The organism is Bradyrhizobium sp. LMG 9283, assembly GCF_045571415.1.
Taxonomy (GTDB): domain Bacteria; phylum Pseudomonadota; class Alphaproteobacteria; order Rhizobiales; family Xanthobacteraceae; genus Bradyrhizobium.
In genome coordinates this window covers 1,046,927-1,068,531 of sequence record NZ_CP120691.1, presented here as the reverse complement: position 1 = coordinate 1,068,531, position 21,605 = coordinate 1,046,927, and the positions used below count along the sequence as shown (strand labels likewise).

20 protein-coding genes and 1 riboswitch are annotated in these 21,605 nt (G+C 65.5%); of the genes, 10 read left to right on the top strand and 10 right to left on the bottom strand.

Features of this window, described 5'->3' with window-relative positions:
- Positions 1-60: 60 nt before the first annotated feature.
- Positions 61-327: a hypothetical protein gene (locus P6U29_RS04985; protein ID WP_407116582.1), complete on the top strand. Its 267-nt coding sequence runs from the start codon at positions 61-63 to the stop codon at positions 325-327.
- An 85-nt stretch (positions 328-412) separates the two neighbouring features.
- On the opposite strand, the gene clpB is transcribed toward P6U29_RS04985, so the two are convergent.
- Positions 413-3,052 (bottom strand): ATP-dependent chaperone ClpB, encoded by a 2,640-nt coding sequence (clpB, locus tag P6U29_RS04980; RefSeq protein WP_407116581.1) that lies wholly within the window; start codon positions 3,050-3,052, stop codon positions 413-415.
- Between the two features lie 241 nt (positions 3,053-3,293).
- On the opposite strand from clpB, the gene P6U29_RS04975 reads away from it, so the two are divergent.
- Positions 3,294-4,082, top strand: coding sequence for an MOSC domain-containing protein (locus P6U29_RS04975; protein ID WP_407116580.1), 789 nt, complete (start codon positions 3,294-3,296; stop codon positions 4,080-4,082).
- A 174-nt stretch (positions 4,083-4,256) separates the two neighbouring features.
- On the opposite strand, the gene P6U29_RS04970 is transcribed toward P6U29_RS04975, so the two are convergent.
- The gene (locus tag P6U29_RS04970) at positions 4,257-4,916 is read right to left on the bottom strand and encodes a TIGR02594 family protein (RefSeq protein WP_407116579.1); all 660 of its coding nucleotides are present in this window, start codon (positions 4,914-4,916) and stop codon (positions 4,257-4,259) included.
- Between the two features lie 214 nt (positions 4,917-5,130).
- On the opposite strand from P6U29_RS04970, the gene P6U29_RS04965 reads away from it, so the two are divergent.
- Complete coding sequence (locus P6U29_RS04965; protein ID WP_407116578.1) at positions 5,131-5,994, top strand: alpha/beta fold hydrolase; 864 nt, start codon at positions 5,131-5,133, stop codon at positions 5,992-5,994.
- Between the two features lie 130 nt (positions 5,995-6,124).
- Here P6U29_RS04965 and metW read toward each other — a convergent pair whose 3' ends face one another.
- Positions 6,125-6,787, bottom strand: a complete 663-nt coding sequence (gene metW / locus P6U29_RS04960) for a methionine biosynthesis protein MetW (protein WP_407116577.1) — start codon at positions 6,785-6,787, stop codon at positions 6,125-6,127.
- Positions 6,788-6,789: 2 nt separating this feature from the next.
- Positions 6,790-7,992 (bottom strand): homoserine O-acetyltransferase, encoded by a 1,203-nt coding sequence (locus tag P6U29_RS04955; protein ID WP_407116576.1) that lies wholly within the window; start codon positions 7,990-7,992, stop codon positions 6,790-6,792.
- Between the two features lie 94 nt (positions 7,993-8,086).
- Positions 8,087-8,166, bottom strand: a riboswitch (SAM riboswitch).
- Between the two features lie 201 nt (positions 8,167-8,367).
- Between P6U29_RS04955 and P6U29_RS04950 the strand changes: the two genes are divergently transcribed.
- From P6U29_RS04950 to P6U29_RS04940, 3 genes are read left to right on the top strand one after another with little or no spacing between them, the layout of a single operon-like run.
- Positions 8,368-9,216, top strand: coding sequence for a chorismate mutase (locus P6U29_RS04950; RefSeq protein ID WP_407116575.1), 849 nt, complete (start codon positions 8,368-8,370; stop codon positions 9,214-9,216).
- A 33-nt stretch (positions 9,217-9,249) separates the two neighbouring features.
- Positions 9,250-10,347 carry a histidinol-phosphate transaminase gene (gene hisC, locus P6U29_RS04945; protein ID WP_407116574.1) on the top strand — a complete coding sequence of 366 codons (1,098 nt, stop codon included), beginning with the start codon at positions 9,250-9,252 and terminating at the stop codon, positions 10,345-10,347.
- Positions 10,344-11,279 (top strand): prephenate/arogenate dehydrogenase family protein, encoded by a 936-nt coding sequence (locus P6U29_RS04940; protein WP_407116573.1) that lies wholly within the window; start codon positions 10,344-10,346, stop codon positions 11,277-11,279. Before hisC ends, P6U29_RS04940 begins: the two co-directional genes overlap by 4 nt.
- Positions 11,280-11,409: 130 nt before the next feature.
- Here the strand turns inward: P6U29_RS04940 and P6U29_RS04935 are convergent, their stop codons facing one another.
- Complete coding sequence (locus tag P6U29_RS04935) at positions 11,410-12,594, bottom strand: DUF2125 domain-containing protein (protein ID WP_407116572.1); 1,185 nt, start codon at positions 12,592-12,594, stop codon at positions 11,410-11,412.
- Positions 12,595-12,704: 110 nt separating this feature from the next.
- Between P6U29_RS04935 and P6U29_RS04930 the strand changes: the two genes are divergently transcribed.
- On the top strand, positions 12,705-13,316 hold the full coding sequence (locus P6U29_RS04930) for a gamma-glutamylcyclotransferase (RefSeq protein WP_407116571.1): 612 nt from the start codon (positions 12,705-12,707) through the stop codon (positions 13,314-13,316).
- On the opposite strand, the gene P6U29_RS04925 is transcribed toward P6U29_RS04930, so the two are convergent.
- The 4 genes from P6U29_RS04925 to ftsE all read right to left on the bottom strand — a co-directional run bounded on the left by P6U29_RS04925 (position 13,313) and on the right by ftsE (position 16,710).
- Positions 13,313-14,086 carry a lysophospholipid acyltransferase family protein gene (locus P6U29_RS04925; RefSeq protein WP_407116570.1) on the bottom strand — a complete coding sequence of 258 codons (774 nt, stop codon included), beginning with the start codon at positions 14,084-14,086 and terminating at the stop codon, positions 13,313-13,315. The two genes, P6U29_RS04930 and P6U29_RS04925, sit on opposite strands and share 4 nt — an antisense overlap.
- Before the next feature lie 23 nt (positions 14,087-14,109).
- Positions 14,110-14,814, bottom strand: coding sequence for a YdcF family protein (locus P6U29_RS04920; RefSeq protein ID WP_407116569.1), 705 nt, complete (start codon positions 14,812-14,814; stop codon positions 14,110-14,112).
- 275 nt (positions 14,815-15,089) lie between these two features.
- Entirely contained in the window at positions 15,090-16,058 is a 969-nt protein-coding gene (locus P6U29_RS04915) for a cell division protein FtsX (protein WP_407116568.1), read from the bottom strand.
- Positions 16,051-16,710, bottom strand: coding sequence for a cell division ATP-binding protein FtsE (gene ftsE / locus P6U29_RS04910; protein ID WP_018646542.1), 660 nt, complete (start codon positions 16,708-16,710; stop codon positions 16,051-16,053). The genes P6U29_RS04915 and ftsE overlap by 8 nt, the downstream gene beginning before the upstream one ends.
- Before the next feature lie 192 nt (positions 16,711-16,902).
- Between ftsE and P6U29_RS04905 the strand changes: the two genes are divergently transcribed.
- Both P6U29_RS04905 and P6U29_RS04900 read left to right on the top strand, forming a co-directional pair.
- The gene (locus P6U29_RS04905; protein ID WP_407116567.1) at positions 16,903-17,781 is read left to right on the top strand and encodes an MJ0042-type zinc finger domain-containing protein; all 879 of its coding nucleotides are present in this window, start codon (positions 16,903-16,905) and stop codon (positions 17,779-17,781) included.
- Between the two features lie 39 nt (positions 17,782-17,820).
- Complete coding sequence (locus P6U29_RS04900; RefSeq protein ID WP_100232458.1) at positions 17,821-18,195, top strand: response regulator; 375 nt, start codon at positions 17,821-17,823, stop codon at positions 18,193-18,195.
- 97 nt (positions 18,196-18,292) lie between these two features.
- On the opposite strand, the gene P6U29_RS04895 is transcribed toward P6U29_RS04900, so the two are convergent.
- The gene (locus P6U29_RS04895) at positions 18,293-20,938 is read right to left on the bottom strand and encodes a TIGR02302 family protein (protein ID WP_407116566.1); all 2,646 of its coding nucleotides are present in this window, start codon (positions 20,936-20,938) and stop codon (positions 18,293-18,295) included.
- A gap of 168 nt (positions 20,939-21,106) precedes the next feature.
- Between P6U29_RS04895 and P6U29_RS04890 the strand changes: the two genes are divergently transcribed.
- Positions 21,107-21,490: a carboxymuconolactone decarboxylase family protein gene (locus P6U29_RS04890; protein WP_407116565.1), complete on the top strand. Its 384-nt coding sequence runs from the start codon at positions 21,107-21,109 to the stop codon at positions 21,488-21,490.
- The last annotated feature ends 115 nt before the right edge of the window (positions 21,491-21,605 follow it).

Sequence of the window (21,605 nt, the reverse complement as noted above, 5' to 3'; positions counted from 1 at the left end):
CCCGCGCGCGGGTTTCCGGTTAGAGGCTAACGGGAAGCCGACCAGCAGGAGGATCGCCCCATGACGCGCCTCTCACGCGACGATGTCGTCAAGGCCGTGGACCGGGCCGACGACGTCACCATTGCCCAGATCATCGGGACCGGCGCGACCGCCGAAGAGCTCGCTGAGGCCCAGGCTTGGCTCGCCAATGACGAGCCCATGATCAACGATCTGCGCCCGCTGGCGCAGGGGCGGGTGCGCGAGCTGGTGGATATTCTCTCGGAGCTGGAAGAGGACGATGAAGAAGTTGGACCGGCCAACCCAGGCTCCGCCTCTGCACTCGGGTAACTGGCGAGCCAGCCAACAAAGCAGAAACGCCCCGGAGAGGTTGACCTCTCCGGGGCGTTTTGTCGCTTTCGGACGGCAATACCGCTCAGTTCAACTTCCGCTTCGGCACCGGCGCCTCGAACTGGGTGATCTCCGCGGTTTGCGGCGCCTTGCCGTTGAAGGTCAGGACGTTGCCTTCGGACGAGATCGCGACATTGTCGCCGTCCCTGACATCGCCGGCCAGGATCATCTCGGCGAGCGGATCCTGCAGGTAGCGCTGAATCACCCGCTTCAGCGGCCGTGCGCCGTAGGCGGGATCCCAGCCCTTGGCGGCGAGCCAGTCGCGACCCGCGGCATCGAGGCTCAGCACGATCTTGCGATCGGTCAGGAGCTTCTGGAGCCGCGCGAACTGGATCTCGACGATCCGACCCATCTCGCTCCGCTGCAGACGGTGGAACAGGATAATCTCGTCGACGCGGTTGAGGAATTCGGGGCGGAAATGTGCCCGCACCATTCCCATCACCTGCTCGCGCACCGCCGAGGTGTCCTCGCCCTCCGGCTGGTTCACCAGGAATTCCGAACCGAGGTTCGAGGTCATGATGATCAGCGTGTTGCGGAAGTCGACGGTACGGCCCTGACCATCGGTCAGGCGGCCGTCATCGAGCACCTGCAAGAGGACGTTGAAGACGTCGGGGTGCGCCTTCTCGATCTCGTCGAACAGCACGACCTGGTAAGGCCGGCGCCGCACCGCTTCGGTGAGCGCGCCGCCCTCGTCATAGCCGACATAGCCCGGAGGCGCGCCGATCAGCCGCGAGACCGAGTGCTTCTCCATGTATTCGGACATGTCGAGGCGGACCATCGCGGTCTCGTCGTTGAAGAGGTACTCGGCCAAGGCTTTCGTCAGCTCGGTCTTGCCGACGCCGGTGGGCCCCAGGAACATGAACGAGCCGGTGGGGCGGTTCGGATCCTGCAGGCCGGCGCGCGAGCGGCGCACGGCGGTTGCGACCGCACGCACCGCCTCGGCCTGACCGACGACGCGCTTACCGAGCTGCTCCTCCATCTTCAGGAGCTTCTCCTTCTCGCCTTCCAGCATCTTGTCGACGGGCACGCCGGTCCACCGCGAGACCACCTGCGCGATGTGGTTGGCGGTGACCGCCTCCTCCATCATCTCGCCGGAGTTCTCCTTGGCTTCGATGTCGGCAAGCTTCTTCTCGAGCTCGGGGATCCTTCCATAGGCCAGCTCGCCGGCCTTCTGGAATTCGCCGCGCCGCTGAGCATTGGCGAGCTCGACACGCAGGCCGTCGAGCTCGGCCTTCAGCTTCTGGGCATTGGAGAGCTTGTCCTTCTCCGCGCTCCAGCGCGCCGTCAGCGCCGCCGACTTCTCTTCCAGCTCGGCCAGCTCCTTCTCGAGCGCTTCGAGACGGGTCTTGGAGCCCACATCGCTCTCCTTCTTGAGAGCCTCCTGCTCGATCTTGAGCCGGATGATCTCACGGTCGAGCGAGTCCAGCTCTTCGGGCTTGGAATCGACCTGCATCTTCAGCCGTGCCGCGGCCTCGTCCATCAGGTCGATCGCCTTATCGGGGAGGAAGCGGTCCGTGATGTAGCGATTGGACAGCGTCGCGGACGCCACCAGCGCGGAATCGGCGATCCGCACGCCATGGTGCTGCTCATACTTGTCCTTCAAGCCGCGCAGGATCGAGATGGTGTCCTCGACCGAGGGCTCGCTGACGAAGATCGGCTGGAAGCGCCGCGCCAGCGCGGCGTCCTTCTCGACGTGCTTCTGATACTCGTCGAGCGTGGTCGCGCCGATGCAGTGCAGCTCGCCGCGGGCGAGCGCCGGCTTGAGCAGGTTGGAGGCGTCCATCGCGCCGTCGCCCTTGCCGGCACCGATCAGCGTGTGCATCTCGTCGATGAACAGGATGAAGGTGCCCTCGCTCCCGGTCACCTCCTGGAGCACGGCCTTCAGCCGCTCCTCGAACTCGCCGCGGTATTTTGCGCCCGCGATCAGTGCCCCCAGGTCGAGCGCCAGCAGCTTCTTGTCCTTCAGGCTCTCCGGCACGTCGCCGTTGACGATGCGCAGCGCGAGGCCTTCCGCGATGGCGGTCTTGCCGACGCCGGGCTCGCCGATCAGGACGGGGTTGTTCTTGGTTCGGCGCGAGAGCACCTGGATGGTGCGGCGAATCTCCTCGTCGCGGCCGATCACCGGATCGAGCTTGCCGTCGCGCGCGGCCTGGGTCAGGTCGCGGGCATATTTCTTCAGCGCGTCGTAGGCGTTCTCGGCGGTCGCAGAGTCCGCAGTCCGGCCCTTGCGCAGCGCCTCGATCGCCGCATTGAGGTTTTGCGGCGTGACCCCGCCCTTGGCGAGGATGGCGCCGGCCTCGCTGGTCTTCTCCAGCGTCAGCCCGAGCAGCAGCCGCTCGACGGTGACGAAGCTGTCGCCGGCCTTCTCGCCGGCCTTTTCGGCGGCATCAAAAGTGCGGGCGAGCTCGGGCGCCAGGTAGATCTGGCCGGCACCACCGCCGGAGACCTTCGGCACCTTATTAAGGGCGTCCTCGGTCGCCTTCAGAATGGCTCGGGAATTGCCGCCAGCGCGGTCGATCAGACCGGCAGCGAGCCCCTCATTGTCGTCCAGGAGGACTTTCAGGACGTGCAGCGTGGAGAACTGCTGGTGCCCCTCGCGCATCGCGAGCGACTGCGCAGACTGGATGAAGCCCCTGGATCGTTCGGTATACTTCTCGATATTCATCTTTTCTGTCCCTCGGCCTGCCCTTGGGGCCCTCTCAGGCACCCCAATACGGCATCTTCATTGGGTTTCCGCTTACCGCATTGAGGTTTCTCAAGCAGCAAACGGCCGTCTTTTGCCGGCGTTGCCGCCGGCCTGAGGCAGATGTGGGAAGCGGGTTGCGGATGCGAAAGAGGCGGCTTCACAAATTCGTGCGCGCGTGGGCGGGCTTGGCGCTGGTGGGCCGAATCCCTTAAGTAGCGGCATGACAGCCAACCATACCGCCGAGATCACCGGCCTCTATCGCTACCCGATCAAGGGCCTGACGCCGGAACGCCTGTCGCGCGCCACTTTGCGGGTCGGCCAGACCCTGCCGGCCGACCGCCGCTACGCCATCGAGAACGGCCCGAGCGGGTTCGATCCTGATGCTCCCGAATGGAAGCCTAAAATCCAGTTTCTGATGCTGGCGCGCAATGAGCGACTGGCTGAGCTCGACAGCCGGTTCGACGACGCCACCAATGTGTTGACGATCCGCAAGGACGGCCAAATCGTCGCCAGCGGCGATCTCGAGACCGCCGCCGGGCGCGCCGCCATCGAGGCTTATTTCAGCGAGAACTTCCAGCCCGAGTTGAAGGGCCCGCCCAAGGTTCTGTCCGGCCGCGACCACAGCTTCTCCGACGTCGCCCGCAAGGTCGTCTCTATCATCAATCTCGGCAGCGTTCGCGCGATCGAGACCATGCTCGGCGGCGTCGCCGTGCATCCCCTGCGCTTCCGCGCCAATCTCTACGTCAAGGGCTGGCCGGCCTGGTCGGAGCTCGATCTCGTCGGCCAGACGCTTGCGATCGGGCAGGCCCGGCTGAAGGTGATCAAGCGCATCGTGCGCTGCCCGGCCACCAATGTCGATCCTGAGACCGCCAAGCGCGATCTCGAGATCCCGCCCACGCTCTCGCGCCATCTCGGCCACATGGACTGCGGCATCTACGCCGAGGTGATCGAAGGTGGCGAGATCGGGGTTGGTGATACGGTTGCGGTGGAGCAGCCGAAGCTGGTGTGACGGACGCACACTCCGTCACTGCGAGCGCAGCGAAACAATCCAGAGATCTGTCCGCTAAGTTTGCTGCCGTAGATGGGTAAAGCGAAGCGTGCCCACCATTCCCGCTAACGAACGCTGACGTGCCGCCGGTGGGCACGGCGCTTACGCGCCTTTGCCCACCCTACGCGTCTCACGTCAGTTCGGCATCACATACGCATAGATCCGGCCGCGCGAGACCGGCGCTTCGCGGACGCGGTTGCCGTTGTTGCCGGAGATCATGATCGGATTGCCCTGCGCATCGATGCCGGTAATGATGCCGACATGGCCACCGCGGCGGCCGCGCGACATCACCGCGATGGCGCCGACCTGCGGACCGGAGACGCGCGTGCCATAGCGAGCGAACGAGCTCGCCATGTCGGAGCCGGTGCCCTTATGACCGGTATGCTCCAGCACCATGTTCATGAAGCGCGCGCACCACAGGCTACCGCGGCCGGTCGGATTGCCGCCAAGATAGCGGCGGGCCTCGGATACGAGGCCCGATCCGCCAGCGAAGCCGCCGCTCGCAGCCATGCTGTTATTGCCCATGCCGCCGCTGTTGGCGTTCGGATTGTAGCTGGCCTGGGTGTCGGCGAAGCCGCCCGCCTGCAATTGCGCGGCGCTGCGCTCGAAGCGCGAGCTGCGTGCATGATGGCGGTGGTGATGATGCCTGGCGTGGTGCACGTTAGCGTGCCGCTCTGCGCTATGACGATGATGTGGCCGGGCCGAGGCCGGAGAAACGAACGCGGCGACCGCCGCGAAGAAAAACGCCAGCGCGACAACACAACGCGACAGGCGGAACGCAAACAACTCAACCATACTTCATCCTTCGTTACACCCCACTTCCCGTCGGCCCGTGCGGTGGCCGACATCCGCCGGGGCGTAAAGCTTCCGGATGTGGCGAGAAAAAGACGCCACGCCCGGCGAATGGCTGCGATGATCTTGTATCGGGACTGGCCTGATGCTGCCGCATTGCGGACAACTGCGTTAACTGCAATCCTGCAAACGCGGCTTGAAGAGAGGGAAACAGTTAATGCCCCACGCCACGACCAAGGACGACGTTCGCATCTATTTCGAAGAAGCGGGTCAGGGAACGCCGATACTTTTTCTGCACGAGTTCGCGGCCGACTACACCAATTGGGAGCCGCAGATGCGCTACTTCTCGCGCAGCCATCGCTGCATCACCTATTCGGCGCGCGGCTACACGCCGTCGGACGTGCCTGACGGCGAGGTCTACACCTACACGCATTTCTACACCGATGCGCTTGCCGTGCTCGATCACCTCAAGATCGAGCGCGCGCATCTCGTCGGGCTGTCGATGGGTGCCTACTCATCGCTTCAGATCGGGCTCAACGCGCCGCAGCGCGCGTTGTCGATGACGCTCGCCGGCGTCGGCTCCGGCTCGGAGATCGAAAATCTCGAGAACTGGCGCAAGCAGTGCCGCGCCAATGCAGAGCAGTTCGAGACGCTCGGCTCCGTCGAGGTCGCGAAGGTTACGCGCGAGGCGCCGAGCCGGATTCCCTTCCTGGTGAAGGACTCGCGCGGCCATGCCGATTTCTACGCTGCCCTGGCACGGCACGATGCCAAGGGATCGGCGCGCACCATGCGCGGCTTCCAGGGCGGCCGTCCCTCGATTTATACGATGACGGACGCGATCGCGAAGGTGGCAACACCCGCGCTGATCATCTGCGGCGACGAGGATGATCCGTGCATCGGGCCGAGCCTGTTCCTGAAGAAGCATCTGCCTGCGCCCGGGCTCGCGATGTTTCCGAAGTCGGGCCACGTGCTCAATCTGGAAGAGCCGGCGCTGTTCAACGAAAGCGTGGAGCGGTTCGTGACGCTGGTGGAAGCCGACCGCTGGCCGGTGCGCGATCCGCGGTCGTTGGCGGCGCATTAGATCGGCGGAGCCGAACACTCCGTCGCGTAGCCCGGATGGAGCGAAGCGTAATCCGGGATTCTCGAGCGCGGCACGACCTGCCCCGGATTGCGCTTCGCTCCATCCGGGCTACGGAATGACGCCTACGGCGTCACTTCCCCCCGCCCCTGCTCAGCAGAAACACGCCCTGCTCGCCGAACATGTTCCACACCCACCACGGCAGATTGAGCGGCACGGGACGGCCGTGGAGATCGAGCGCCACCGAGCGCTCCATCTTGACGTTGATCTCGTCGCAGAGCTGCACGAAGTCCTTGATGGTGCAGAAATGGATGTTGGCGGTGTCGTACCAGGTCGCCGGCAGATTCTCCGTGCGCGGCATGTGGCCGCCGATCAGGAGCTGCAGCCGCATCTTCCAGAACCCGAAATTCGGGAACGACACGATGGCCCGGCGGCCGATGCGCAACAGGTTCTCCAGCACGACCTTCGGCTGCCGCGTCGCCTGCAGCGTCTGCGACAGGATCACGTAGTCGAAGGCGTCGTCGGGATAGTTGACGAGGTCGGTGTCGGCATCGCCCTGCACCACCGCAAGACCCTTGGCGACGCAGCGGTTGACGCCCTCGCGCGACAGCTCGATGCCGCGGCCGTCGATGCCGCGGGTCTCCAGCAGCTGAAGCAGATCGCCGTCGCCGCAGCCGACGTCGAGCACTTTGGAGCCCGGCTTGACCATCTCGGCCACCAGCAGATGGTCGGCACGAAACTGGCCGGACGGCGCGGTCGCAACGCCGTTCAGAGGCAGCACTTGCTGGACGGACATCGCTAGCCGTCCTTAATGCTGAGCCCGCGGGCCTTGCCTGCCGATTGCAGGAAGGCGCGGGAGATGTCGAAGAATTCGGGCACGTCGAGCAGGAAGGCGTCATGTCCGCGATCAGTCTCGATCTCGGCAAACGACACCCGGGCGCTCGAGGCGTTCAGCGCGTGCACCAGCGCGCGCGATTCAGATGTCGGAAACAGCCAGTCGCTGGTGAAGGAGACCACGCAGAAGCGGGTCTGGATGCCGGCGAACGCCTTCGCCAGCACGCCGCCATGGTCGGCGGCGATGTCGAAATAGTCCATCGCGCGGGTCAGATAGAGATATGAGTTGGCGTCGAAGCGCTCCACGAAGGACGAGCCCTGGTAGCGCAGATAGCTTTCGACCTGGAAGTCGGCGTCGAACGAGAAGGTCGGCAGCTCGCGGTCCTGCATGCGCCGGCCGAACTTGCGATGCAGCGCCGCGTCCGAAAGATAGGTGATGTGCGCCGCCATCCGCGCCACCGCGAGCCCGCGATGCGGATGGATAGCGCGGTCGGCATAGCCGCCGCCGTGCCAGTCGGGATCGGCCATCACGGCCTGACGGCCGAGCTCGTGGAAGGCGATGTTCTGCGCCGAGTGCCGCGTCGCGCAGGCAATCGCGAGCGCGGAGAACACGCGGGCAGGATAGGCCGCGGTCCATTGCAGCACCTGCATGCCACCCATCGAGCCGCCAACGACCGCAAACAGCGTGTCGATGCCGAGCCGGTCGATCAGCATCGCCTGCGCGCGCACCATGTCGGGAATGGTGATGACGGGGAAATCCAGACCCCAGACCTTGCCGGTGGCGGGATTGATCGACGCCGGCCCGGTCGAGCCCATGCAGCCACCGATCACGTTGGAGCAGATGATGAAGTAGTGCTTGGGATCGATGGGGCGGCCGGGGCCGACCAGCGTCTCCCACCAGCCGGGCTTGCCGGTGACGGGATGCACATTGGCAACATGCTGATCACCGGTCAGCGCATGGCAGATCAACACGGCGTTGGAGCGATCGGCATTGAGCTCGCCATAGGTCTGGTAGGCGATCTGGAACGGGGAGAGATCGACGCCGCAATCGAGCCGCAGCGGCTGCTCGGTGCCGAAATGCGCGACCTGCGAGCTTGGATGATCCACCTCATGCGACCGTTCGTCGGCGCTGATCGCAGGACTCGGTATCGACTTGACGCTACCCATCTCTGACATCGACCTCGTTTGCGACTGGCCGCTAGACCGCGCCGCTGACATCAGGCCATGAAAAACCCGGCCTGAACGATAGGTTCGGCCGGGATCGGAAGCGTCCCCGGCCTGTTTAGCGAGTTTTTTAACGTGGCTGCAAGCCGGCCGGCTCAAATGACCACGGAACAGGCAAAAGGTACCGTCTTGGGCCATTTACGTCAAGTCGCGGCCGGATCGAGCCAAATCGCCTCGCGCTGCCCGCGGAACGAGCCATCATTCTCTTTGCTTTCGCCGCCCCGACTGCCTAATCAGGACATTGATCGCAGCGGTCACGGCTGTACCAATTGTCTTGCCGATCCGCACCGGAACGCCCTTCAACAGCCTCTGTCAGACATGACCCAACGTCCGCCCGCGCCACCATCGCTCCAGGAACTGCGCAAGGAGATCGACGCGATCGATGAGGGCATGCATCGCCTGCTGATGCAGCGCGGCGACATCATCGACCGCCTAATCCAGGTCAAACAGACCCAGGAGGTCGGCTCGGCATTTCGGCCTGCGCGCGAGGCCGCCATGATGCGCGACATCGTGCAGCGCCATCGCGGCATCCTGCCGCTCGACACGGTCGAGAGCATCTGGCGCGTCATCATCTCGACGTTCACTTATGTGCAGGCGCCGTTCTCCGTGCATGCCGACGTTTCGGTGAGCGAGCCGGCGATGCGCGATTCCGCGCGCTTCCATTTTGGCTTCACGGTGCCCTACGTCGCGCATTTCAGCGCGCAGGCTGCGGTCGAGGCGGTAGCGAAATCCAAAGGCGACCTGGCGCTGGTCTCAGCCACCTCCAGCCGCACACCGTGGTGGCTGGAGCTCGAAGCGGAAGGCGCACCGAAGATCATCGCGCGGCTGCCTTTCGTCGAGCGTGCCGATCATCCGGCGGCAATGCCGGTGTTCGCAGTCTCGCGCGTCGCCGACAGCGCCCTGGTGACGGAGGTCGAGACCTTCAGCGTGCGCGTCTCCGGGTGGAACGCCGAGGTCGCGCGTGCGCTGTCGCCGCTCGCCGAGATCGTGGCGGTGCCCGATACCGCTTTCGACGGCGCGGCGCTGCTGGTCTCGGTCACCGGCGCGACCAGCATCGACAAAATCAGGGCTGCCCTGATCGAGGCGGGGGCCTCGGTGCGCTCCACGGCCCTCGTCGGCAGCCACGCAACGCGCTATACGGTGCCCCCGACCGGGGCGAAATCGTAAATCGCGAGCAGCCCAGCCTATCCGGAGTCCAAGATGTCCCGCCCCGTGCCGAATCCCGGCATTCTCGATATTGCGCCCTACACCCCCGGCAAGAGTCCGGTGCCGGAGCCGGGCCGCAAGGTGTTCAAGCTCTCGGCCAACGAGACGCCGTTCGGGCCCTCGCCCAAGGCGATCGCGGCGTTCAAGCACGTGGCGGATCATCTCGAAGACTATCCGGAAGGCACCTCGCGCGTGCTGCGCGAGGCGATCGGCCGCTCTTTCGGGCTCGATCCCAACCGCATCATCTGCGGCGCCGGCTCCGACGAGATCCTCAATCTGCTCGCGCACACCTATCTCAGCCAGGGCGACGAGGCGATCTCGACCACCCACGGCTTCCTGGTCTACCCGATCGCAACCATGGCGAACGGGGCCAAGAACGTCGTCGCGCCCGAGACGAACTTCACTGCCGACGTCGATGCTGTTCTCAAGGCGGTCACGCCGCGCACAAAGCTGGTCTGGCTCGCCAACCCCAACAATCCGACCGGCACCTATCTGCCGTTCGACGAAGTCAAGCGGCTGCGCGCCGGCCTGCCCTCGCACGTGCTCTTGGTGCTCGATGCCGCCTATTGCGACTACGTCTCGCGCAACGATTACGAGATGGGGATCGAGCTCGTTGCCACCACCGAGAATACGGTGGTGACGCACACCTTCTCCAAGATCCACGGCCTCGCCGCGCTCCGCATCGGCTGGATGTTCGGGCCCGAGCACATTATCGACGCCGTCAACCGCATCCGCGGCCCCTTCAACGTGTCGACGCCGGCGATGTATGCCGCGGTCGCCGCGATCGAGGACACCGCGCATCAGGCGATGTCGAAGCAGTTCACCGAGACCTGGCGCAACTGGCTCACCGAGGAGATCGGCAAGCTCGGGCTGAAGGTGACGCCAAGCGTCGCCAATTTCGTGCTGATTCACTTCCCGACCGACAAGGGCAAGACTTCGGATGACGCCGACGCCTTCCTGACCAAGCGGGGCCTCGTGCTGCGCACGCTGAAGAACTACGGCCTGCCGCATGCGCTGCGCATGACCATCGGCACCGAGGAGGCCAACCGCCTCGTGGTCGAGGCCTTGCGCGACTTCATGGGCGGCAAATGAGCGCGCAGGCGCACTTCCAGCGCGTCGCGCTGATCGGCTTCGGCCTGATCGGCGGCTCGATCGCGCGCGCCGCGAAGCTCCAGGGCCTCGCTTCCGAGATCGTCACCACCGCGCGCTCGGAGAAGACGCGCGCGCGGGTTGCCGAGCTCGGCATCGTCGATCAGGTCGTTGCGACCAATGCGGAGGCGGTGAAGGATGCCGATCTCGTCATCCTCTGCATTCCCGTCGGCGCCTGCGGACCTGTGGCGCAGGAGATCGCCGGGCATCTGAAGCCAGGAGCGATCATCTCCGACGTCGGCTCAGTCAAGGGCGCGGTGGTCCGGGACATGGCACCGCACCTGCCGCAAGGCGTTCATTTCGTGCCGGCGCATCCGGTGGCGGGCACCGAGCATTCGGGTCCGGATTCCGGCTTTGCCGAGCTCTTCATCAACCGCTGGTGCATCCTGACCCCACCTGATGGCACCGATGCGACGGCGACCGATCGCCTGCGCGCCTTCTGGGCGGCGATGGGCGCCAAGGTCGAGGTGATGACCCCGGATCATCATGATCTCGTGCTCGCGATCACCAGCCATCTGCCGCATCTGATCGCCTACACCATCGTCGGCACAGCCGACGAGCTGGCGCAGGTGACGGAATCCGAGGTGATCAAATTCTCCGCCGGCGGTTTTCGCGATTTCACCCGCATCGCGGCGTCCGACCCGACAATGTGGCGCGACGTCTTCCTCGCCAACAAGGAGGCCGTGCTGGAGATGCTCGGCACCTTCACCGAGGATCTCGCCAAGCTCACCCGCGCGATCCGCCGCGGCGACGGCGAGGCCCTGTTCGACCACTTCACCCGCACCCGCGCCATCCGCCGCGGCATCGTCGAGATCGGCCAGGATTCGGCCGCGCCGGATTTCGGCCGGCCGCACGCGGCACTGAAGAAGCCGTAGCTTCCCTCTCGTCATTCCGGGGCGCGTGAAGCGCGAACCCGGAATCTAGAGATTGCCGCGCGAGATTCTCAGGTGCGCAATTGCGCACCATAGTTCATTCGCTTCGCGAATGCCCCGGAATGACGGCAAGTCAATACAGTGGCGGGATCTGGCCGACCTTGACCGGGCCGAGCAGCACGGCGCCGTCGACGAATTTCAGCGGGAAGCTCCGCGCCTTCTTGCCTTCCAGCGTGCTCTCGGTGCCGATCGAATTGATGCCGGCCGCCACGCCGGCATTGGCGTTCTGCTTGATGACTTTGCCGAGGCCGGGCACCGCGCGGTCGAGCGCGCCGAACAGATTGTTGAGATCCTGCGACTTCACGCCGGGCGCGACGCGGTCGAGCGTTGCCTGCGGCACGCCTTCCTCCAGCATCTTCTCGATGCCGAGCGCAGGGATCACGCGCTCGAGGCCGGTCACCGTCATCTGCAATTCGCCGTCGAGTCGGCCATTGGCCGAGAGGCTGAGCGTGCCGGCAGCAACCGCGATCATCTCACCCTGCTGGATCCGCGACTGAACGATCTCGATGTGACCGCCGGCGGCCTGGATCTCGCGGAAGCGCTGCGGCCAGGGCTTTGGCGTGAGATCGGAGAGGCCGGTGACCTTGGCGCGGGTGTCTGCCTCGAACGGCTCGGCGAGCAGCGGATGGACGCCTTGGATGCTGCCTTGCGCGACATGGAGCACGGTCTCGATCACAGGATGATCCGACGATGATCCGTCGGCGAGGCGGCCGTGCAGCTCGACCTGCTTGGCGCGCGCAAGCGGCACCTGCACGCTGCCGTCGAGACGGTTGAGGCTGGGATCGTCGAACACGATGGAAGCACGGTCCGGCACAGCCGGCAGGCCAGCCACGCTGGCGCGGCCCTTGCTCCAATTCACCACGAAGGTGTTTTGCGTGACCCCGTCGATGAGCGTCGCAGGCGCGGAGAATTCAGCGATGACGCGCTTGGGATCGTAAACCTGGGCGACGACCAGGATGTTGTCGAGCTTCGCCGTGAACGGCGTCTTGCTCGCGTTTTGCGAGACCAGGGCGACGCTGGCGCCGGAGCACTGGACCTCGAAGCGGAATGGGAAGCCCGCGATCGAGCGCTTGGTGCAATCATAGATGCGGCCGGATTTGGCTTCCTGCGCCCGCCAGGCGTCTGCGGCGATTTCGGTCTGCGACGCGGCGTAGAACCAGAAGCAGCTCCAGGCGACGGCGAGGATCAAGACGAGGACGGGTGCGATGAAAAGGCCCCAACGGGAGCGGCGGCCTGTGGCAACGGTCATATCGGACATGCGGCGACCCTTTGGCCTCAGATTCAGGCAAATGTAAGCGGGGCCGGCCCCCGACGAAAGACGGAGAATTCGCTTCGCTTCGGAACATGGTTCTGGTAGCCGTTCCCGAAATGTCCGAAATCTCCCTCCCCTCCGTCACCACCGCCAAGGGCGACCTCTGGGTGTTCGGCTACGGCTCGCTGATGTGGCGGCCGGGCTTCGACTTCGAGGAACGCGTCCCGGCGCGGCTGGTCGGCGAGCATCGGGCGCTCTGCGTCTATTCCTTCGTGCACCGCGGCACACCGGAGAAGCCGGGCCTGGTGCTCGGGCTCGACCGCGGCGGCGCCTGTCGCGGCATCGCCTTTCGCGTCGCCGAGAAGAACCGCGCCGACGTCGTCGCTTACTTGCGCGCCCGCGAGCAGGTCACGTCGGTCTATCGCGAGGTGATGCGCTCGGTGTGGCTGGAGAACGATGCGCGCCAGCGCGTCTCCGCGCTCGCCTATGTCGTCGACCGCGGTCATGTGCAATATGCCGGCCGTCTGTCGCTCGCCGAGCAGCACCGCCATGTCATCCAGGGCCACGGCCAGTCCGGCGCCAACCGCGACTACGTCACCGCGACGGTAAAGGCGATCGAGACCGAAGGCTTTCGCGACGCGCAGCTGCATCAGCTTGCATTGATGCTGCACGGTGATGCGCATTCGCTGCACGCGCCGGCTCCGAACGAAGACAGCGAAAGTCGCTAGCCGCTGGTCGGCGCGTAGCTTGGCGCACTACCGATCAACTGCTCCTGCTCTTTCCGCCCCGCTTCGACGAGGCGCCCGGTAGCGTCCTCGATGACCGTTTGCACGCGGGAGAGAAATTCGTCCTTCGGCAGACCCGGCGGCAACGGTTCGAGAAACTCCACCACGAGCGTGCCCGGATAGCGCATGAAGGTGCGACGCGGCCAGAACAGGCCGGAATTGAGCGCGATCGGCAGGCACGGCACGCCGCAGGACGAATAGATCTGTGCAAAACCGGTCTTGTAGTCGGGCGGCGCGCCCGGCGCGCGGCGCGTGCCTTCCGGAAAGATCACGAGCTGCCGGCCACTGCGCACCGCCTCGCGCGCCCGCCGCGTCATGTCCAGAAGCGCCTTCACGCCGGCATTGCGGTCGATCGCGATCATTCCGGTCTTGATCAGGAATTGACCGAACACCGGGATCTGCATGAGCTGGCGCTTGAGGATGAAGATCGGCCGGTTGAAGAAACCCAGCAGCGCGAACGTCTCCCAGAAGGACTGATGCTTCGCCACGATCAACAGCGGTCCTTCCGGGATGTTCTCGACGCCGCGGAATTCCACGTTGATGTTGCAGACCACGCGCATCAGGACCAGCGTTGCCTTGGCCCACCATTCCGCCACCGTCAGCATCGCGCGCGGCGGCAATGCGAAAGTCGGCAACGCCAAGATCGCAAGGCAGACCAGCACGGCATAGAACAGCACGTTGAACAGGAGCGAACGCAAGAAAATCAGAAACATCGACGGTCCGATCAATTTGCCAGTCAATTGGCCTGGGCGGTGGCGGGCCGCCTCAGTTGCTGACCTGCAGGCTGCTCCGACATCTCGGGCGAAAGGTCAATCCCGAAATCCTCCAGCCGGACCCTGAGCTCCGCCGCGATGTACTTGACATATTCCGACAGGAGCAGGCGCAGCGTCGAACCCGAGGTCCACCACGGCTCCTCGCGCCATTTGTCGCCGACCACCGCAAACGGGATCAGCGTCGTCTGCGGCATCGCATGCGAGAATTCCACCAGCGCGCGCGGCATGTGATAGTTGGAGGTGACCACGATCAAAGATGTAAATCGGCGCTCCTGCGCCCAGCGCCGCGCCTCGGCCGCGTTGCCGCGGGTCGAGAGCGCGGTGCGGTCGAGATCGACGCAGCAGGTCATGAAGGATTGGTTCTCCGGCAAGGTCCGGGAGATGTCGCTCGCCGTCGAGGTCGGATGCACGCCGGAGATCAGGAGCCGCCTGCCATAGCCGGCAGCCAGCAGCTCCATGGCGTCGGATACCCGCGAGGAGCCGCCGGTCAGCACCACGATGCCGTCCGCCTTGCGGTCCGGCACCATCTCGGCGCCGCGCAATTGCGACAGGAATGCAATGAAGCCCGCCGCCGCGCCGACGAAGGCGAGCGCGATCATCGACACGATTGTCGCGCGCAGCCAGCCGCGCGGCAGTTTCGGCGATCGATCGTCGGTCGGCGAGGTCATGCGATGTCGGTGATCCCTTCCCTGAGTGATTTTATGATGTTTTGAGGCGAAGTGGAGTCCGGTTTCTTCACCCTCTCCTCTTGTGGGAAAGGGTGTCTCGCCGCAAAGCGGCCAGACGGGTGAGGGGTCTCTCTCCGCGCATTCACCTCAGCATTTGTATGCGTGGACAGAACCCCTCATCCGGCGCCATAGCCGAAGCTTCGCTTCGGCGTTCTCAAGAACGGAGGCCGAAGACCTCCTATGCCACCTCTCCCACAAAGGAAGAAGGGAAGAACTCAATCAACATCATTCAAGGTCGCGAACAGGGTCTGGCGCGAGGCCACCGCGGTGATGCCGCCGATCAGAACGGCCTGGACCGCGAGCACGATGTAGCCGGATGGCCGCAGCGAGAAGGTGCCGAGCAGCGCGGCGAACTGGTCGCCGACGGGGGTACCGGAAAACCAGCCTGCGATGGACTCGGAGAAGCCGAACACCAGCATCGCGGCGCCGCCGCCGACCACGCCGCCCTCCAGGCCCAACCTGAGGAAATGACGCAGGAAATGATTGGCGATGTAGCGGTCGCCGGCGCCGACGAAATGCAGGACCTCGACGATCGGACGGTTCGCCGCCATGGCGCCGCGGGTCGCGAACGAAACCGAGATGATCGTGGCGATGATGACGAGCGCGAGGATGCCGAGGCCGGCAAGCACGGTAGCGTTCGTCATCACGCGCATGCGCTCGATCCAAGCGCGGTGATCGTCGACGCTGGCGCCCGGCGCGACCTGCGTCACGCGCGCGCGCAAGGCGCCGAGATCGAGCGGCGTGCCCGGCTGCACGCGCGCGATGATCATGCGCGGCACCGGCAGATCGTCCATCGACAGGCCGGTGCCGAGCCAGGGCTCGAGCAGCTTGCCGCTCTCCTCCTTGGTGAACGGCTTGACCTCGACGATGCCGGCTTGCGCGCGCATCGCCTCCGTCACGGCTGCGGTGTCGCGCTCGAGATCACGGCCGGCCTGCGGACGAACCTGGATGGTGATTTCGCTTGCGACGTCTGACTGCCATTCGGCGGCGGAAGCGCTCACCAGCAGCACCGTGCCCGTGGCCATCGAGGCGAGGAAGGTCATGATAGCGACGACGGCGACCAGCGCTCTGCCGTGGATCGAGGCGCGCGGCACGATCGGCGACATGTTGCGCGCCTTGGCCGGAAGCTGCGGACGCTCCTGTCCGAGATCGACCAGCACGCCGCGCTCGTCTAGCCTACTCATAGACGTGCAGCCGTCCCTGGTGCAGCACCAGCCGCCGTGCTTCGTACTGATCCATCAGGCCGATGTCGTGCGTGGCGATGATGACGGCGGTGCCTGATTTGTTGAGCTCGATGAAGAGTCGCAGCAGGCGGCGACCGAGCGTCGGATCGACGCTGCCGGTCGGCTCGTCCGCGAGCAGCAGCTGCGGCCGCGAGATCACGGCGCGCGCGATCGCCGCGCGCTGCTTCTCGCCGCCCGACAGGATCGGCGGCAGCGCGTCCATGCGATCGCCGAGGCCGACCCAGCGCAACAGGTCGATCACCTCCTTGCGGTAGCTCGACTCGCTGCGGCCCATGACGCGGAACGGCAGCGCGACGTTCTCATAGGTCGTCATGTGATCGAGCAGGCGGAAATCCTGCAGCACGATGCCGATGCGCTTGCGCAGATCGGCGATCTCGTCCTTGCCGAGCTGCGAGATGTCGTGCCCGAAGAGATTGACGAGGCCGCGCGTCGGCCGATGCGACAGAAACAGCAGGCGCAGCAGCGAGGTCTTGCCGGCACCAGACGGGCCGGTGAGGAATTGGAACGAGTGCGCCGGGATCTGGAAACTGAGGTCGCGCAGGATCTCCGGCCCCAGACCGTAACGCAATCCGACATTTTCGAACCGAACCAAGCTCAGCTCCGTTCGAGAGGGGGCGCGGGTCGCGCCACGGCACTCCGCCATGCGCGATCAACGGGTTTTGCCGCCGTTATGGTTTCCGGTTCGTTAACGGTCGCCCTGTAGCATAAGGGGCGCCAGGTTCTCCGCGACCGTGGCATCGTCAAGACCAGTCCAAGACCTTCGTTCATGCATCAAGGCTCGTCCATGCATATCGTCTGCCCCCATTGTATGACATCCTATGCCATCAAGCTCGCGAGCCTTGGGGCGAACGGACGAGCGGTCCGCTGCTCCCGCTGCAAGGAGACCTGGATCGCCCATGCCGAGGATGCCATCGAGGAGGCGTCCGTTCCGGCCATGGCCGCGGCCAGCCGAGGCGACGACCAGTCCGACCTCGCTGAGCAATGGAACTCCTACGCCAAGGACGACGGCACCATTGATGCGCCCGTCATCGACAGCCCCTCGATCGCCAGTGACTGGCCGGATGAGGAGGCCCGCGAAACCGAGGACGAATGGTCAGCGGCGGCCCGGCAGGCCGAGGAGGAGGCCGCCGGCGCACAGCACCAGTCCTGGTTCCGCGGTCTGTTCCGCCGCCGCGGCGCGCGGGTGAGCCGTCCGGTCGGCACCACGGCTCCGCGCAAATCCTATTTTGGCCTGCCGACCGCCTGCGCCGCGATGGGCGCGCTGGTGCTGGCACTGGTGATCTGGCGCGGCGACGTGGTGCGGCTGCTGCCTCAGACGGCGGCGTTCTACAAGATGGTCGGGCTCGAGGTGAACCTGCGAGGCCTCGCCTTCAAGGACGTCAAGCTCTCCAGCGAGACCGTGGACGGTAAGCAGGTGCTGGTGATCGAGGGCGTGATCGTCGGCGAGAGCAAGAAGCCGCTCGACATCCCGCGGCTGCGCTTTGCCGTGCGCGACGCGCAAGGCGCGGAGATCTACGCCTGGAACACGGTGCTGGAACAGACCGTGCTGCGGCCCGGCGAGCGCGCCTTCTTCCGCTCGCGCCTTGCCTCGCCGCCGCCGGAGGGCCGCAACATCGACGTCCGTTTCTTCAACCGGCGCGACATCGCCGGCGGCAGCGTATAATCGACCCCCGCAGGGGAGATTGATCCCAAGGTTGGTCTCATGCCGAAAATCTTGATCGCCGACGACGAGGATTCGATGCGCACGCTCGTGGCGCGCGCCATCGCCATGGACGGCCACGAGACCGTCACCGCCCAGGACGGCGCCGAGGCGCTGGAGATCCTGACCCGCGAGGACGGCGCCTTCGACCTGTTGCTCACCGACATCCAGATGCCGGTCATGGACGGCATCGCGCTGGCGCTCTCCGCCGCGCGCGATTTCCCTGATCTGACCATTTTGCTGATGACCGGCTTTGCCGACCAGCGCGAGCGCGCTTCGAACCTGAATGCGCTGGTGCATGACGTCGTGACCAAGCCTTTCTCGGTCGCCGACATCCGCACGGCCGTGGCGGATGCGCTGGCAGCGAGGAAGGGGTAGCGCAGCGATTTCGTAGCCCGCATGAGCGCAGCGACATCCGGGACCAGCGGCCCCGGATATCGCTTCGCTCATCTGGGCTACAAGATAGGTTAGCGCCTCAAAACTCCTTCAGCAGCCGCTCGAGATAATCGAGTTCGATCTGCGGGCGCGAGGGATCGCCGAGCCGGCGGCGAAGCTCTTCGAGAATGCGGCGAACACGCTGGGTGTCGATCTCGCCGGGAATCTTGACCGTGTAATCGTCACCATATTCGCGCCCGTGCAGCGGACGGCCGAGCGGATCGGTCTGGTTGCCACCGCTCTGCTGACGGCCGGCGCGTTGGCCGGGTCCGTCGCCCTGGCCGTCACCATCGCCCTGCTGCATCGCCTCGGCCATTTTCTGCGCACCCTTGCGCATCGCATCGAGCGCCTTGCCCTGCGAGTCCACGGCGCCGTCGGCATTGCCCTCGCCGAGCTTCGATCCTGCATCGCCCATGGCACCGTCGGCAGCATCCAGACTGCCGTCGTCATCACCCTGGTCGCCGTCCTTATCGCCGCTCTGGCCGGGCTGGCCCTGGTCCCCTTGCTGGCCCTTCTGTCCCTGTTGGCCCTTCTGCCCCTTTTCTCCCTTCTGCATGAGGCCACGCTTGGCAAGCTCGTCCTGCAGCTTCTTCAGGCGATCGCGCAGCCCCTGCTGGTCCTGCTGCAGCTCCGACATGGATTGATCGCCCTGCTTGCCGCGCGAGCGGTCGCGCCGGGAATCCTGGCCCTGCTTGAAGGTCTTGTCGCGCAATTGCTGCTGCTTGCGGATCATGTCGCCGAGCTCGTTGAGCGCCTGCTCCATGTCGCTCTCGCCGGACTGCCCCGGCTGCGCCATCTGGAGACCCTCCAACATCTGCTGGAGCTGCTCGAGCAACTGCTTGGCCGCATCCTTGTCGCCGGAGCGCGACAGGCGCTCCATGCGGTCGATCATGTTCTGCAGATCCTGCTGGCGCAGGACCTTGGTATTCGGGTCGAGCGGCCGCGCCAGCTGCTGCGGGTCATTGTTGTTGCGGAACTGCTCGGCGAGCTGGCGCATGAAATCGTTCAGCGCCTGACGCAGATCCTGCGTGAGCTTCTTGATCTCTTCGTCGCTCGCGCCGCGCTCCAGCGCCTGCTTCAGCGCCTCCTGAGCCGCGCGCAACGCCTTCTCGACGTCGGAGATCTTGCCGTCCTCGATCGTCACCGCAAGCGCCCACAGGCTTGCCACGACCTCGCGCAGGGCATCATCGGTGCGCGCGGCCTCGAGCTGTCGGGCCACGTTGTGCAGGCCGAGATATTGTCCGGGCTCCGGCGTGAACATTTCGGGCGCGATCATCAGCGCATCGAGCGCGGCATACACGTCGGAATTCTTGTTGGCATCGAGCGCGAGAATGCGGCGCTGCTCGATCAGTGCACGTGCCAGCGGCTTGGTGAAGAGCCGTTCGGGCAGGCGCATGTTGAACGGTTCGCTTGCGGCCTCGTTGCCGGCCTCGTCCTTGGCCGTGAGGGTCAGCGTGACCTCGGCGCCGGCATAGGGATCCTCGCTGAGATCCTTCACCGACTGTCCGACGCCGTTGCGGGTCCGCGCATTCGGCAGCGCGAGCGGGAATTGCGGCGGCTGGAACAGCGGCCGCGGCGCCGTCCTGGTGTCGCCATCGCCGGCAGCAGTCTTCGTCCCGTCCTTGGCACCGTCCTTGGCATCGGTCGACCGCGGGGCAAATTTCGCCTCGGCGCCGGTGACGCCGTAATCGTCCTCGATCTTGTAGGAGAGCTGGAGCGCGCCGCGCGCCTGGCGCTCCGGGTCCTTGGCGAGTGCGATCGTCGGCGGACGGTCCGGCGTGGCCGCAAACGCCCATTGCGGCTGGCCGGAGGGCGCGCGGACATGCGCGGTGCCGTCGCCGGAAATGGCAAAATGCTTTTCGTTGGTCCCCTTGGGACTGGCTTCAGTGGGGGCGACTTCCTTGACTCCGCCGGAGACCACGACATCCAGGTTGCCACCGGAGGAGCGCACGATCAGGGTCGAGCCGGCGGGAACGGCGAGCGGGCCGCTGGCGGGCAAGGCCGCAGCCTCCTTGTTGGCGGCCGACAGGATGACCGGCGGCCTACCGGTGTAGAGCGGCGGCGTGACCCAGGCATCGACGCGAACATTGGTCGGCGCCAGCACCCCGTTCCAGTCGAAGGCAGCGCCGAGCCGCATCGCACGCTCGTCACCGGCGGCGAAGAAGGTCGCAACCAGCATCACCATGACGAGGGCACGCAGCGCCCAGGGGTCGTGAAGCGCGAGCCGCGGGTGCGGCAGACCGGCGCGGATGCGCTTGATGGAGGCGAGCGTACGCTCGCGCTGCGCCTGCCACAGCGCCTGCGCGACCGGGTCCTGCGAGGTCAGCGTGTCCGTGAGCGTGGTGGCTGGGCGGTGACGGATGCCGGAGCCACGGTCGAGCCGGGCGAGCGCTTCCTCGCGGCTCGGCCAGCGGAAGCGAATCAGCGGGAACAGGGCGACGACCGCGATCACGGCGAAGAGCGCAAGGCCGATGGCCCGGGCAACGAACGGAACGGCGAGCCAGAGACCAGCCCAGGACACCACCAGGAACAGGCCGGCGACGGTGAGAAGGCGCGCCACATTGGGCCAGGCACGCTCCCACGCGATGGCATAGATAGCCCGATCAAGAGCCTGCGCCAGCTTCAGCCGCGACAGCGCGTCACTGTTGCGGATCAGGTCTGACGGGCCGGGGGTGACGCCGTTCAATCAACTCTCCAGGTTGCCCGGTAGAGAAGAGCCTATCACAACGGCAGCACTGAGGCATCCGTTCCCGTATGGGAGAGCCTCCTTTTCCCGCATAACACGAGGACGTGACTGGCCCGGTGCAACCCCGTAATTTCCGCGCGCCACCCCTGAGGGAACGAAGGAAACGCCATGGACAAGAAGATGCACGACAAGGGCCTGGAAGTCCGCAAAGCGGTGCTGGGCGAGGCCTATGTCAACAACGCCCTGAAGAACGTCGACGATTTCAACCGTCCGTTCCAGGAGATGCTCAACGAATATTGCTGGGGCGCGGTGTGGGGCCGCGAGGAGCTGCCGCGCAAGACCCGCAGCATGCTCAACATCGCCATGATCGCGATCCTCAACCGCCAGCACGAGTTTCGCGCACATCTCAAGGGCGCACTCACCAACGGCGTCACCCGCGAGGAGATCCGCGAGATCCTGATGCAGGTCGCGATCTATGGCGGCATGCCCGCCGCGGTCGACAGTTTCCGCATCGCGCGCGAGGTGTTCGCGGAGATCGACGGGAAGCCGTGAGCCAAGCTAACCGCATTCAATTGCAATGCGCCATCATTGCGAGCGAAGCGAAGCAATCCAGACTGCCTCCGAGGCAACGCCTTTGGATTGCTTCGTCGCTTCGCTCCTCGCAATG

Bases quoted from the DNA above. Each gene is read 5' to 3' on its own strand.
- P6U29_RS04950 (WP_407116575.1), top strand. From the start codon at position 8,368: ATGACCCAACGTCCGCCCGCGCCACCATCGCTCCAGGAACTGCGCAAG.
- P6U29_RS04915 (WP_407116568.1), bottom strand. From the start codon at position 16,058: ATGAGTAGGCTAGACGAGCGCGGCGTGCTGGTCGATCTCGGACAGGAG.
- P6U29_RS04905 (WP_407116567.1), top strand. From the start codon at position 16,903: ATGCATATCGTCTGCCCCCATTGTATGACATCCTATGCCATCAAGCTC.
- P6U29_RS04975 (WP_407116580.1), top strand. From the start codon at position 3,294: ATGACAGCCAACCATACCGCCGAGATCACCGGCCTCTATCGCTACCCG.
- metW (WP_407116577.1), bottom strand. From the start codon at position 6,787: ATGTCCGTCCAGCAAGTGCTGCCTCTGAACGGCGTTGCGACCGCGCCG.
- P6U29_RS04890 (WP_407116565.1), top strand. From the start codon at position 21,107: ATGGACAAGAAGATGCACGACAAGGGCCTGGAAGTCCGCAAAGCGGTG.
- P6U29_RS04925 (WP_407116570.1), bottom strand. From the start codon at position 14,086: ATGTTTCTGATTTTCTTGCGTTCGCTCCTGTTCAACGTGCTGTTCTAT.
- hisC (WP_407116574.1), top strand. From the start codon at position 9,250: ATGTCCCGCCCCGTGCCGAATCCCGGCATTCTCGATATTGCGCCCTAC.
- P6U29_RS04920 (WP_407116569.1), bottom strand. From the start codon at position 14,814: ATGACCTCGCCGACCGACGATCGATCGCCGAAACTGCCGCGCGGCTGG.
- clpB (WP_407116581.1), bottom strand. From the start codon at position 3,052: ATGAATATCGAGAAGTATACCGAACGATCCAGGGGCTTCATCCAGTCT.
- P6U29_RS04965 (WP_407116578.1), top strand. From the start codon at position 5,131: ATGCCCCACGCCACGACCAAGGACGACGTTCGCATCTATTTCGAAGAA.
- P6U29_RS04935 (WP_407116572.1), bottom strand. From the start codon at position 12,594: ATGTCCGATATGACCGTTGCCACAGGCCGCCGCTCCCGTTGGGGCCTT.
- P6U29_RS04970 (WP_407116579.1), bottom strand. From the start codon at position 4,916: ATGGTTGAGTTGTTTGCGTTCCGCCTGTCGCGTTGTGTTGTCGCGCTG.
- P6U29_RS04940 (WP_407116573.1), top strand. From the start codon at position 10,344: ATGAGCGCGCAGGCGCACTTCCAGCGCGTCGCGCTGATCGGCTTCGGC.
- P6U29_RS04900 (WP_100232458.1), top strand. From the start codon at position 17,821: ATGCCGAAAATCTTGATCGCCGACGACGAGGATTCGATGCGCACGCTC.
- P6U29_RS04985 (WP_407116582.1), top strand. From the start codon at position 61: ATGACGCGCCTCTCACGCGACGATGTCGTCAAGGCCGTGGACCGGGCC.
- P6U29_RS04930 (WP_407116571.1), top strand. From the start codon at position 12,705: ATGTCCGAAATCTCCCTCCCCTCCGTCACCACCGCCAAGGGCGACCTC.
- P6U29_RS04955 (WP_407116576.1), bottom strand. From the start codon at position 7,992: ATGGGTAGCGTCAAGTCGATACCGAGTCCTGCGATCAGCGCCGACGAA.